The sequence below is a fragment of the Actinomyces provencensis genome (assembly GCF_900155435.1).
GTDB lineage: Bacteria > Actinomycetota > Actinomycetes > Actinomycetales > Actinomycetaceae > Pauljensenia > Pauljensenia provencensis.
The window spans coordinates 1,790,887-1,802,278 of sequence record NZ_LT700212.1 but is presented as its reverse complement, the minus strand read 5'-3'; the positions used below and the strand labels follow the sequence as shown (position 1 = coordinate 1,802,278).

13 protein-coding genes and 1 tRNA gene are annotated in these 11,392 nt (G+C 67.6%); 7 read left to right on the top strand and 7 right to left on the bottom strand.

Going from position 1 to position 11,392, the window contains the following annotated elements; all coding sequences use genetic code 11:
* Positions 1-37: 37 nt before the first annotated feature.
* Positions 38-1,462: an IS1380 family transposase gene (locus tag BQ9890_RS07975; RefSeq protein ID WP_230297880.1), complete on the bottom strand. Its 1,425-nt coding sequence runs from the start codon at positions 1,460-1,462 to the stop codon at positions 38-40.
* Positions 1,463-1,656: 194 nt separating this feature from the next.
* Between BQ9890_RS07975 and BQ9890_RS15655 the strand changes: the two genes are divergently transcribed.
* The 7 genes from BQ9890_RS15655 (at position 1,657) to BQ9890_RS07945 (ending at position 7,654) form a co-directional block, all read left to right on the top strand.
* On the top strand, positions 1,657-1,815 hold the full coding sequence (locus BQ9890_RS15655) for a hypothetical protein (RefSeq protein WP_154671907.1): 159 nt from the start codon (positions 1,657-1,659) through the stop codon (positions 1,813-1,815).
* Between the two features lies 1 nt (position 1,816).
* Positions 1,817-2,362, top strand: a complete 546-nt coding sequence (locus tag BQ9890_RS07970; protein WP_075890662.1) for a WhiB family transcriptional regulator — start codon at positions 1,817-1,819, stop codon at positions 2,360-2,362.
* A gap of 6 nt (positions 2,363-2,368) precedes the next feature.
* Positions 2,369-5,449 (top strand): tape measure protein, encoded by a 3,081-nt coding sequence (locus BQ9890_RS07965; protein ID WP_078062328.1) that lies wholly within the window; start codon positions 2,369-2,371, stop codon positions 5,447-5,449.
* A 23-nt stretch (positions 5,450-5,472) separates the two neighbouring features.
* Positions 5,473-6,069 (top strand): hypothetical protein, encoded by a 597-nt coding sequence (locus tag BQ9890_RS07960; RefSeq protein WP_075890658.1) that lies wholly within the window; start codon positions 5,473-5,475, stop codon positions 6,067-6,069.
* Positions 6,066-6,458, top strand: coding sequence for a hypothetical protein (locus BQ9890_RS07955; RefSeq protein ID WP_075890656.1), 393 nt, complete (start codon positions 6,066-6,068; stop codon positions 6,456-6,458). The genes BQ9890_RS07960 and BQ9890_RS07955 overlap by 4 nt, the downstream gene beginning before the upstream one ends.
* A 21-nt stretch (positions 6,459-6,479) precedes the next feature.
* The gene (locus BQ9890_RS07950; protein WP_075890654.1) at positions 6,480-7,160 is read left to right on the top strand and encodes a hypothetical protein; all 681 of its coding nucleotides are present in this window, start codon (positions 6,480-6,482) and stop codon (positions 7,158-7,160) included.
* Positions 7,161-7,246: 86 nt separating this feature from the next.
* Positions 7,247-7,654: a hypothetical protein gene (locus BQ9890_RS07945; RefSeq protein ID WP_075890652.1), complete on the top strand. Its 408-nt coding sequence runs from the start codon at positions 7,247-7,249 to the stop codon at positions 7,652-7,654.
* Positions 7,655-7,695: 41 nt separating this feature from the next.
* On the opposite strand, the gene BQ9890_RS07940 is transcribed toward BQ9890_RS07945, so the two are convergent.
* The 6 genes from BQ9890_RS07940 to BQ9890_RS07915 form a co-directional block, all read right to left on the bottom strand.
* A tRNA-Asp gene (locus BQ9890_RS07940) sits at positions 7,696-7,782 on the bottom strand.
* A gap of 457 nt (positions 7,783-8,239) precedes the next feature.
* On the bottom strand, positions 8,240-8,698 hold the full coding sequence (locus BQ9890_RS07935) for an SHOCT domain-containing protein (protein WP_075890650.1): 459 nt from the start codon (positions 8,696-8,698) through the stop codon (positions 8,240-8,242).
* Between the two features lie 859 nt (positions 8,699-9,557).
* Entirely contained in the window at positions 9,558-9,938 is a 381-nt protein-coding gene (locus tag BQ9890_RS07930; RefSeq protein ID WP_075890648.1) for a hypothetical protein, read from the bottom strand.
* Complete coding sequence (locus BQ9890_RS07925; RefSeq protein WP_075890646.1) at positions 9,935-10,240, bottom strand: hypothetical protein; 306 nt, start codon at positions 10,238-10,240, stop codon at positions 9,935-9,937. The genes BQ9890_RS07930 and BQ9890_RS07925 overlap by 4 nt, the downstream gene beginning before the upstream one ends.
* Positions 10,241-10,367: 127 nt before the next feature.
* Positions 10,368-10,778 (bottom strand): hypothetical protein, encoded by a 411-nt coding sequence (locus BQ9890_RS07920; protein WP_075890644.1) that lies wholly within the window; start codon positions 10,776-10,778, stop codon positions 10,368-10,370.
* On the bottom strand, positions 10,775-11,137 hold the full coding sequence (locus BQ9890_RS07915; protein WP_075890642.1) for a hypothetical protein: 363 nt from the start codon (positions 11,135-11,137) through the stop codon (positions 10,775-10,777). Before BQ9890_RS07915 ends, BQ9890_RS07920 begins: the two co-directional genes overlap by 4 nt.
* Positions 11,138-11,392: the final 255 nt, after the last annotated feature.

Below are 11,392 nucleotides of genomic sequence, written 5' to 3'. Positions count from 1 at the left end.
CCTCGGGTTGGGCCCGCTGGGGCTGGGTGGGTGGTGGTCAGGCCGCCAGGGGCGGGTCGCTGCCGGTGGCGTGGCCCCACAGGTCCATGAACTGGCGTTGCCAGGGCCAGTGGGTCGGGTAGTGCAGGAAGCGGCGCCTGGACCTCGTGGCCACTCGTGCTGGCACGTGGATGAGTCGGGTGCGGATGGTGGGCATGCGGGCGGTGTTCATGCCTGCGGCGTGGGCTGCGGCCCGGGAGATGTTGAACGCCAGGACCGCCAACTGCAGCCAGGCGGCGTTGGCCTGGAACTTCCCCGAGGGCAGGTGCGCCAGGGCATTGCCCTTCAACTCGGCCATGACCTGCTCGATGATCGCATGTCCCCGGTGACGCTCATCGGCCTGGACCATGGGGAGGGTGGAGTTGGTGATGAAGGGGTGGTACCGGTACGTGTCGAACAGTTCCCCCTGACCCGGGCTGGCCTTCGGGTTCAACCGCTTGACACGGCGCACGACGAGCCTGCAGGTGACGTGTTCACTCACCGTGTGGGAGGTGAAGGCGGTGAAGGGGACTTCTGCGACCTCGGCGTCACTAATCCATTCTCCCGTGTCTTCTTCGAAGACGGCGTTGGGGTAGTGGATCCCCACCCACTCCTCCTCCCGGATCGCACTGATGGCTCGGGTGACGGTCTTCCACTGGGGGACGGTCACGGAGAACCAGCACCCGGCGTCGAGGAAGGCGTGGACGAAGTCGCACGTGCAAAACGCGCTGTCAGCCCGACCCATCACCCTCGCATCCGGGCGGACGCGTCTGAGGACTGTGAGGGCTCTCTTGGCGTGCCAGGCGGCGTTGCCCCCGCTGCGGATGTTGCCCCGACGCAGTTGGGCCCCGGCGATCACGGGCGGGGTGTGCTCGGTGCTGATGGTGGCGACGAGGGCGTTGAGGCCCTTGACATGGTTGTAGCCGTAGGCCACCGCCTGCTTCGAATACCCGTGCACCTCCCGGATGGTGTCATCGAGGTCCACCATCACCAGCTCATCACTGCCGAACAGGGTGGGGACCCTGGGGGCCAGGTTGGCCAGGAGCTGGCGGTTGATGGCTCCCAGCTGGAGGGTGTGACCGTGGGTGAAGGACCGCAGGAAGGTCCCCAGGGTGGAGGGGGCACGCACCGCCCCCACCACCTTCGCCGTGCCCCCCGAACGCAAGACATCCATCCCGTCAATGTCATCGGCCCCCGCCAGCATGCCCGTCACCAGCGCGCGCGTCTTGACCACCGCGTTCGGGGATGCCACCGTCAGCCGCTCGTTCAGCAGATCAGCGAGCCCGGCCCGCTGGGCCAGGCCCATCACCGCGGGCAGGCCCCCGGCGGAGACGAGGTGGTCCTCATCGAAGACCGGGGTGAAACGGCGGGTGGGAGTGTGAAACGATTGCACCTGAGCGATGCCCCCTCGACTTGGTGAAATGGTTTGTCTGGCGACACCCATTATCCCAGATCAGAAGGGGCATCCTCCCTTTTTCACACCCCCACAACCCACCCCCTAAACGGTGGATCAGGGCTCAAAACGGACACCAAGAACGAGCGCCTCTGCCTCAATCCCAGCTGCGACAGGGAACTGATCACCGGAGCCGCCAAAGCGTCCGGCTACTGCGCTGAGCACCGACCCAAGGCGATCGCATCATGACCCGGCCCGCTCTCGACCTCACCGGCCTGCCCCGGGAGGAAGCCGCCAGTCTCCTGCGGGCCGCCCTGGAGCCCGGCAACGTCTACGCGCTCACCGGACCCGGCATCGTCCTCCAATGCCTCGACCCCGACGACGACCCCGAGGGGGTGGCCTGACATGTACGTCAACCACGCCCGCCAAGTCAACGTCGAAGCCCGGGAAGCCGACCACGAAGCCCTCACCCTCGCCCTCAACGCCCTCCCCAACCCCACACCCTGCTACGACGACGACCGCTTCCTCTCCGACTCCGACACCATCCAGACCCTCGCCGCCCCCCGGTGCGCAGGGTGCCCGCTCCTCGACAGGTGTCGCACCTACGGGCTTGCCTGGCCCGAAGAGCTCGGCGTCTACGGCGGGCTCACCCAGAAGGAACGCCAGGCAGCCGCCCCCACCCCACGACCCCCCTCACCGCCCCCGGCCAAACCCCGGCAGGAACGCCCCACCCCGGATCCCCAGAGACTGGCCGCCCGACGTGCCCACCGTGAACACCTCGCCGCCATGACCCCGGCCGAACGGAAGGCAGACCGCGCGGACTTCAACCGGTGGCGCCAGTCCCGCTACCGCTCCGGCCTCTCAGCCACCCGCGCCGAGTACGACACCCCAGACCCCACCCCCACCAGCACAAAGCCCCAACAAGGGGCACACACACGAAAGGACAGGTGACACCGCATGGCAATGAACGTCGGCGAGCTCGCCGCCTACCTCACCCTCGACGACACCCAGTTCAACGCGGGCCTCGGCCGCGCCAAGGGATCCCTCGGCACTCTCGGCAGCCTCGCGAAGGGCGCCGGCCAGGTCGTGGCCACCGCGCTCACCGCAGGCACAGCCGTCGCCACCACCATGGGCGTGGCACTGCTCAAGACCGGAGCGAACTACAACGTCTTGCAGCAGTCCAGCCGCGTTGCCCTCACGACCATTCTCGGTTCCCAGGAGAAGGTCAACGCGCAGATGGCTGAACTCAACGAGATGACCTCCAAGTCACCCTTCGGGAAGGACCTCTTCATCAAGGGCCAGCAGCAGTTGTTGGCCTTCGGCATGGCCGCCGAGCACGTGGTCCCCACCCTCGACGCCGTCCAGAACGCGGTGGCGGCAACGGGCGGCTCCGCCCAGGACCTCTCCGAGATCACCTACGTGCTTGCCCAAATCCAGGCAGCCGGGAAGGTGACCGGCCAGGACCTCATGCAGCTCGGCCAGCGAGGCGTGGACGCGGCCACCCTGGTCGGCGCGCAGATGGGCAAGACCGGATCCGAGATCCGCCAGATGATCTCCGACGGGCAGATCTCCGCCGAACAGTTCATCGACATGCTCACCACCGGCATGACCCAGAAGTTCGGGGGCACCACCGACAAGCTCAAGCAGCAGTGGACGGGCACCATCGACCGGATCACCGCGGCCTGGCGAGACATGGGCGCGGACCTCTCCGCCCCCTTCATCGACCCCAACGGGGGCGGCAAGGCCGTCGAATGGGGCAACCAGGTCGCGGACATGATGCGCGTCGTCCAGAAGGAAGTCGCTTCCGGCATGGGGGAACTCGTCGACCGGGCTGGCCCCGCCTTCCAGCTGGTCACAGACGGGCTCGACAAGGCCAACGACGTCGCCAAGAAGTTCAGCATCGAGAAGATGCTGACCCAGGTCGACAAGCTCGCCGCCTACACGCCCCTCGTCAACGGTGCGACCACCGCCCTCCTGACCCTCGGCCTGAAGCCTGTCCCCGGTCTGGGGAAGCTGGCCGAAGGCATGGGCCCTGTCCTCGTTGGCGTGACCGCCCTGGTCGCCAGCAGCCCCGAGCTCCGCAAGGTGGGATCCGCGTTCACGGATGCCCTCGCCCCCGCCATCCCCCAACTGCAGCAGGCAGGGAAGGGCATGGCCGACCTTGCCATGGAGGCCATCGATGCCCTGGCGCCTGGGCTGACGGTCGCAGCCAAGGGGGCGGGTGACTTCCTCGCTGATCTTTCACCGCTGGTCCCGATGCTCGTCGACGCCACAGGCGCCGTCCTCCCCCTGGTGTCCGGGGTCGCGGACCTCGCCGGGTGGGTCGCCAACCTCCCCACGCCACTCCTCGCCGCCGTCAGCGCGCTGGTGGCCTTCCACGGGCCACTCGGCGACGCCAAGACCAGTGTCATCAACCTCGGCACCAGCCTCGCCGGCGTCATCGGGAACATCCGCGACGTCTCACAGGCCACCAGCCTCCTCAACCTGGAGACCGGCATCTCGAAACCCGCGATCCTCGCGAAGAGCGCCGCAACAGAGCTCGGCACGGCCCTCACGGGGATCCTGACGCCCGCCAACCTCGTCGGCGCGGGGCTGGCCGTGCTGACCGGGGTTGTCGCTGCCTACGCCGCGAAGAAGGCTGAGGCGAAGCGCCAGACCGATGACTTCCGCCAGTCCCTCGACGAGGAGACCGGCGCGATCACCGAGAACACCGAGTCCTTGGTTGCCAAGCGCGTCGCCGATTCCGACGCCGCCGACTCCTACCGGGACATGGGCGGCAACGTCCGCGACCTCACCGAAGCGATCCTCGGCAACGCCGACGCCCAAGAGCGCGTCAACGGGGTCCTCGACGCCTACGCCGAGAAGCAGTCCTACCAGGGACAGACCAACTACGAGGCCCTCAAAGCCATCGGTGACGTCAACAAGGAACTCGGCACCCAGAAGGGGCAGCTCGCCGACGCGAAGGCCGCCCAGGACGAGTACAACGCCGCTTCACTCAACGGGTCAGACGCCGCCCAGCAGCAGGCTGACTCCCTCGCGGACCTCATCGACAAGCAGCGCGAAGCCGCCGGGGTCGCCATGAGCGCCGACGAAGCCCAGGGGAAGTGGAACGAGCAGCTCGCCGACAACGCAGACGTCCTCCAGAAACTCAACGGCTACACCGACGAGGCAGGCAACGCCGTCGCAGGGCTCGGCACAGCGGTCACCGGCTCCAAGGACGCGTGGAACCTACAGTCCGAAGCAGGCAGGCTCGCCAACGACACCATGCTGGACACCGCAAGCCGAGCATGGGACGTCATCAACTCCCTCAAGGAACAGGGCGCAACCCAGGAAGAGTTGAGCGGATCCATGGTCGGCCTCCGCAAGAGCTTCGTCGACACCGCCACCCGTATGGGGATGAACGAGACGGCGGCGAACAGGCTGGCCGACAGCTACCTGCTGATCCCCAGCGAGGTCTCCACCAACATCACGGCCTTCGACAAGGCGTCGGGGATCATCAAGTCGATCCGCACCACCCTGGACGGGCTGCCCCGCGAGAAGACCATCACCGTCTACACGGACCACGTGCAGCTCGGCGGCGGCAAGAACGGCATGACGGGCTACACCGAAGCCAACGGCGGGCTCGTGAAGTTCCTCGGCAGCACCGCCATCCAGGCGTTCGCCAACGGCGGGGAGAACCACGTCGCCCAGATCGCCCCGGCAGGCGCCTACCGACTCTGGGCCGAGGACGAGACCGGTGGGGAAGCGTACATCCCGCTTGCCCCATCCAAGCGGGCACGCAGCGAACAGATCCTCGGGATGGTCGCCGACCAGTTCGACCAGGTCATCATCCCGAAGAGCCACCTGCGTGGCTACGCAGACGGAGGCACCACCGCGACCCCGACGACCTCGACCCAAGTTGCCCCCAGGTATCCGCAGCGTCTCCGCCTCGTCGTCAAGGACCGCGAGTTCGACGCCTACATCGAAGAGACTGCCGAGGCAGTTGCCATCGACGTCACGAACACGAATGCACGTATCAGCAGTTTTTACCGGAGATGACCACCACGAAAGGAACCACCCCCATGACCAGCACCCGCACCCAGCAGCGCGACAGCGAGATCCGCGCCCTCATCAACTACATCCGCGACCAGGGCACCACCCGGTACAAGGACGCCAAGACCCGGGCGCAAGCCCTGGCCATCTCCATGAGCATCACCGTCGACGAGATCCACGCCGAGGAAGAGAAGGTCCTCGACCAGGTCCTCAACCACCCCGACTGCCCACAACCCACCCCCGAGGAACGGGAACTCGAACAGCAGGAAGACGACGTCGACCTGTACGAGGGACGCCTCCTCAACGCGGCCCCCGCCCTCGGCATCGACACCAGCGGGCTCGACCGGGCCGCCGAGCAGCTCGACTGGCTCGACCCCCTCCACGCCCTGTGGGCGCACCTCGCTGACCCCATGGAGTCATTCACGGACGCCGACCAAACCCGGCTCACCGGGCAGGACGAGAAGCTCGGGGAAGCCGTCCAACTCGCCCTCACGGCCGTCCAGGAAGGGCTCACCAGCAAGCGCCGCCCCGGACCCCCACGCCGCGCACACGCCGGCACCCAGACCACCCCTCTGACCCCTCACCCCACCCCAGCAACACCAACCCGAAAGGAACCACCCCAATGAGCACCACCATCCCCGCCATGAACACCCCCTACGAAACCGCGAAGCTGCAGGACTTCACGCGCCTCATGGGCAGCTCACACCCCACGGCCCTCAAGAGAGCCACCGAACGGCACGCCGCGCACCGCGACCGCGCAGCCGATATCACCGCCGGGCGCGGACTCGTCAACGGCATCGACACCGACCCCGAAGCCCAGGCCGACTGGCACACCACCATGGCCACCATCTGGGACCAGCTCCGCAAGGGCGCCGCCACCCGCGTCGCCATCACCACCGGAGTCAACGCCACCATGCCCGAACCCCTCGACCCCAACACCATCACCCACCTCGACGAGTACGACCCCACCACCGGGGCCGCCGCCCGCGCCGCCCTCGCCACCATCACCGACTGAACACGAAGGAGAACCACCACCATGAGCAATCTCGGAACCGCACGCCACACCCAGGCCCTCCGCGACTTCGCTGCCCGCATGCGCCAGTCCCACATGGCTGACCCCACGCGCGTCAAGAAGTACAACGAAGATCAGCAGGCCAAGGCCCGCAGGGAGGCGCTCGCCATCGCCACCGCCCGGAAGGAGAGCCTCAACCCCACGGAGAGTGCCCGCGAAGTCCAGGCCGCAGAGCAGGACCTCAAGGACAGGATCCGCGCCGGCCACACCCCCGACGAGATCCGCCTCGCCTGGGACGCCCTCCAGCCCCTCCTGGGAGCCGGACTCTCCTACTTCGACCTCATCGACCAGGCCAACACCCTCACTGAGGTAGCCGCCGTCCAGACGTTCGCCCCGCCCCTCCTCCGAGCCGACGCAATCAGGCGGAAGGGAGGCGACCGTCTCGCGACAGCCGACAACGACCTGGAGGACCTTGACAGGCGGGCCGCGCGCACGGCCGAACGCCTCGGCCTCGACACCGGGGACCGTGACCTCGCCCGCAGGGTCGACGACGAGACCAACGCATGGAAGGTCGTGTGGGCGAGCCTTGCGAACATGGAGCAGCCCGGCATCGCCACGCTCACCGCCCTCAAGCAGGTCGACACCGCGGCCTACGAGGCGCTCCTCGACGCCTCCAGCGCCATGCGTGGTGGCCCCGCCGCCTGACACTCGCACGCCCGGGCTCCCCACCACACCGGTAGGGGAGCCCGGGCCCACACCCCCACAAAGGGGGACACACACAGGGAGGACACATGCCCCACCACCACCCAGACCCGCACATCGCGCTCACCGCCGCCCAGAGGCAGCAACGCGCCCTCCAACTCCGCCTCGAAGGCAAGACGTTCGACGAGATCGCCCGCCAGGTCGGCTACGCCAACAGGAGCGGCGCGAGGAAAGCCATCAACCGGGCCCTCGACCTCGTCACCCTGCCCGCCGCCGAACGGTTCCGTCGTGAGCAGATGGAACGCACCTACGCCGTCATCAACGGCCTCACCCCGAAGGTCCGGGAGGGGGACGACAAGGCTGCCCAGGCGTTGCTCCGTGCCATGGCTGCGCTCGACAAGTACACGGGCCTGGACTTCAAGCTGGAGGAGCTGGCCCGCCGGGATGGGGTGGAGCAGGTGGCCGAGGTGTTGGAGGGCCTCCTCGGGAAACGGTAGGGGGGAAGCCTTCACCGGGCACGCTTCGTTGCGTACTCTGGTGGTGCGCCCGACGGGACTTGAACCCGCATGCCCAGGCAGGCGGCAGATTGACAGTCTGCTGTGTCTTCCAGTTCCACCACGGGCGCCCGGGGTTCCCGCCGTGAAGTGACGTTCACGGTCTGGGGACCCCGACCTCTTTCGAGGACACCCCGATCCTTGCACCGTGCTTCGCCCAGTTGCACCACTCCATGGCGCCTCGGCGCCCGTTCAATCCCAGGAGAGCCGACCTCCGAAGTCGCGAACTGGCTTTGAACTGCGGATTCATCGTGGTGAGGTTGTGGATAACTTGCGGAGGCGACACGCGTAGAGCGTGTGGAGGTTGTTGTCGAGGATCTACGGAATGAGCAGTTACAGCACATCGTTGAGCAGATGGAGGATGAAGTAGATCCGTGCTTCCCCATCCCTGGCAAGCTTCCCACCGCCGGGAACCATCAGCAGTAGTGATGGAACCCCGGGGGAACCATCAGCAGTAGTGATGGAACCCCGGGGGAACCATCAGCAGTAGTGATGGAACCCCGGGGGACCCCCGGGGAACGCGAGAGTTCAGACCGCGCCGCCCGGAGCATCCCCGGCTGGCTGATCCTCGATGACCCGCCGCTTCGCAGCCGCGAACTCCTCATCCGACAACGCCCCGGACCCGTGCAACTGCGCCAGGGTCGCCAACTGGCCGTCCACCGACGTCTCACCCTGATCCGGGGCGCCCACCACCGCGGTGGGCTTGGAGTTCTTCACCAGCCCCCACACGACCAGCGTCAAGCCCACCAGCAGCACGATGATCGCGGGCAGGAGCAGGGCGCGGCGGGCCGCGTCGCACCCGTCCTGGTAGTCCCACATGGGGATGGTGCTTCCCGACAGGGTCGCCCCGAACTCGGCGACGGCCGCGTCATCCGTGCCGAAGAAGGCCCGCCCACACTTCACTCCCTCGTAGGAGAGGGGGAACAGGCCGATGATGAGTCCGACGACGCTGGTGATGGCGCCTGCGATCGTGAGGTTCTTGCCCATGTGTCAACCCTACGTCCCAGCATGTGCAGCAGTGAGCGGCCCAGGGGACCATTCTGCTGGCGTAGGCAACATGGTCGGGGAGGGGCTCAGTTCGGACGGTCCGAACCACAAGAAGAAGCGTGCGCTGCGTACGGTACGAACCACAAAAAAGGCACCGCGTGCAGGGTGGTGTTCTTGCAGGTCAACCGGGGTCCCGAACCGTCGCCAGCTGGGCTCGGCGCGAGGGGTTGCAAACGGATGCAACCACAAAAACGAAGGCCCATCCGAACGCCCCTGAGTACGTCAGTAGTCCTGACGGACCCCAGCGACCCCCGGTTCGTCCTCGCCGACCTCTGCGGAGTGCTCGACATCGCGAACCCGTCGATGGTCGCCACGCGCCTTGATCCCCTGACTCTCAGTCAGACTGAGGTTCAGAACGCGCGGGGTCAGATGCGGATGACCGTCATCGTGTCCGAGCCCGGCATGTACGAGGTGGTCATCCTCAGAGGTGAGATGGAGCCCTGCGGGCCTGTCTCTCTCGGAGCGTCCCTCGGCTCCCAAAGCGGCCCGACGCCCCCGCCCTCACTCTGCGACATTCGCCCACGACGAGTGGCGCCCACCTGTTCGGCGCGCGCTTCGCTGTGACCTTGGGTCGCGCTCGCGTTGCGCTTCCTCCGACCGGCGGCACGATCGGTTCAGGGAGGGTCCTACGCCGCGCCCCTCTGAGTAGGTGGGAGGGGCAGGAACACCCGGGTGGAGATCCGCCACCCACAACGGCCACCAGGAGCGTCGCTGGGACGCGCTGGGAGCCCGTGTGGAGCGTCGGAGCCCGCGGGGACCGAGAGGACAGGAACGCATCCCCTCGGCCCCCACAGGGGCTCTACTCACGCATCTGCTCCTCCGCCCACTTCAGGTCACCGGTCTGAGGAACGAGCACCACCCACACCTGCATGACGCTCCCGTTCACGACCAACAGGCCCGCCTCGGGTCCCCCACCCTTCGCAACGAGATCGGCACCCATGCACAGCAGGAGGAAGTCGCGAACGTCGCCCTCCCTCCGCCAGGCATGCACGCCCGTCTCATCACGGGTCACCATGCCGACCGCCCGGTACCGTCCGTCCTCGTAGAGGTCGAACCCGTCTGGGAGGTCGACGCACGTCATCTGCACGTCGACCCCCCTGCTGAGGGCCTGGTGGAGGGCTTGGGGTGATGCGTGCTCGGGCGCCAGGAAGATCAGGCCTTCATAGCTGTCCTCGTTCACAGGGCCTCCCTCCGCGCGATCTCATCCACGACGCTGGCAACGTGGAGCAGTGCCGCGGCTACGGCGCGCACATCGGCTGAGCTCATCTCCCCGTCCACAGTCCACACGTCCACCACCGGCACAGGGCGTTCCGCGGTGGCGAAGAGTCGGACCTGTGTGCCTCCGTCGGCGTCCGACACCCCGAGGTTGGCCCACCTCGTCCAGAAGCCCTGGTCGTTGGGTTCCTCGTCGCGAGGCAGGGCGTACCAGTCCTCCACGGTGAAGTCGACGGCTCGGGTCAAGGTGTTCGTTGCAGCGGCCATCAGGCCACCTCCTTGTGGTTGATGCTTCGCGGGGCCGGCCGGCGCCCGCAGATCTCATCCTCACCGCCGTGGACACACTCCCACGCGGCCATGGGGCAGGTCATCCACCCGGAGCAGGGGAACCCGCTCACCGGACACCCCTCGCAGTGGTGACGGCGTCCACGTCCAGGCACTCCCCGTTGTCCACAGGCGTCACCACGTACGCCACGAGCCCGTGCCCACCGCACCGCCAGCAGTCACACGCCGCCAGCACGTGAGTCGGGTACAGGCGGGCCAGGCGCAGGCAGGTCGCCGCCCACGCTCGGTCAAGAGGCGTCGTGCCCTGACACATGCGGATCACGGGGGTCCCAACTGCAGGGATGTGCAGCTCTCCCGCGTAGCGGCCTTCGGTGCCGAGGCTCCCCAGTGAGTACCAGACGGGGCGCGGGAGGCCGGTGAACTCGACGCCCTCAACGGTCGCCTCGAAGAAGTCGCGGAAGTCGACCTCGGCGGGCTTGTATCCGTGGACGTGGGACCACACGTCTTTCGAGCGGGTCATCGGGCCACCCGCTCCCGGTAGTCCTCCAGGCTGTAGGCGTGATCGCAGGCGGCCTCGAAGCCGAAGATGGCGGTGGCCCATGGCCGGTCGGGGTCCCGCTGGTGGTCGAGCCAGCCGTCCTCGTAGGCGACCTCCAGGGGACCTCCCCAGTGTGGGGACGCGTCGGCGTCGGCACCTGCGGCGTGCATGTGCCAGCCCTCCAGGTAGGCCCGCGCGTAGTCGAGGCCGGTGAGCCCGTGCAGGACCTCGGGGAGGAAGGCGTGGGTGGGGGCGCTGAGCGCGTCGAGGGCAGCTCTGCCCTGCGGGGTGATGGACCAACGGGTGTCGGTCTCGGGTGTGGTGACGGTAGGCTGTGGCATGGCGCTGGACTCCTCTCAAGTCCGGTCGCCTCGCCCGCCGGGACTGGTCTCCCAGGCGGGCACCTCACTCTGAGGGGCGGCCATTTTAGGAGCGCTGTGGGAATCGTCCTCCAGAAACCACCTGTGACCTGCGGAATCGGGAGATTCCCCCCATCTCCACGAGACACCCCGGGACTCCACTGGAGTCCCGGGGTTTTCGTTGTCCTGGTGCGGAAAGGTCCAAGGTGGGTCCGGGGTGCGTATGGTGCATGGGAT

Coding starts and splice junctions, on each gene's coding strand:
- BQ9890_RS07945 (WP_075890652.1), top strand. CDS start 7,247: ATGCCCCACCACCACCCAGACCCGCACATCGCGCTCACCGCCGCCCAG.
- BQ9890_RS07960 (WP_075890658.1), top strand. CDS start 5,473: ATGACCAGCACCCGCACCCAGCAGCGCGACAGCGAGATCCGCGCCCTC.
- BQ9890_RS07925 (WP_075890646.1), bottom strand. CDS start 10,240: ATGGCCGCTGCAACGAACACCTTGACCCGAGCCGTCGACTTCACCGTG.
- BQ9890_RS07975 (WP_230297880.1), bottom strand. CDS start 1,462: ATGGGTGTCGCCAGACAAACCATTTCACCAAGTCGAGGGGGCATCGCT.
- BQ9890_RS07935 (WP_075890650.1), bottom strand. CDS start 8,698: ATGGGCAAGAACCTCACGATCGCAGGCGCCATCACCAGCGTCGTCGGA.
- BQ9890_RS07920 (WP_075890644.1), bottom strand. CDS start 10,778: ATGACCCGCTCGAAAGACGTGTGGTCCCACGTCCACGGATACAAGCCC.
- BQ9890_RS07965 (WP_078062328.1), top strand. CDS start 2,369: ATGGCAATGAACGTCGGCGAGCTCGCCGCCTACCTCACCCTCGACGAC.
- BQ9890_RS07955 (WP_075890656.1), top strand. CDS start 6,066: ATGAGCACCACCATCCCCGCCATGAACACCCCCTACGAAACCGCGAAG.
- BQ9890_RS15655 (WP_154671907.1), top strand. CDS start 1,657: ATGACCCGGCCCGCTCTCGACCTCACCGGCCTGCCCCGGGAGGAAGCC.
- BQ9890_RS07950 (WP_075890654.1), top strand. CDS start 6,480: ATGAGCAATCTCGGAACCGCACGCCACACCCAGGCCCTCCGCGACTTC.
- BQ9890_RS07915 (WP_075890642.1), bottom strand. CDS start 11,137: ATGCCACAGCCTACCGTCACCACACCCGAGACCGACACCCGTTGGTCC.
- BQ9890_RS07970 (WP_075890662.1), top strand. CDS start 1,817: ATGTACGTCAACCACGCCCGCCAAGTCAACGTCGAAGCCCGGGAAGCC.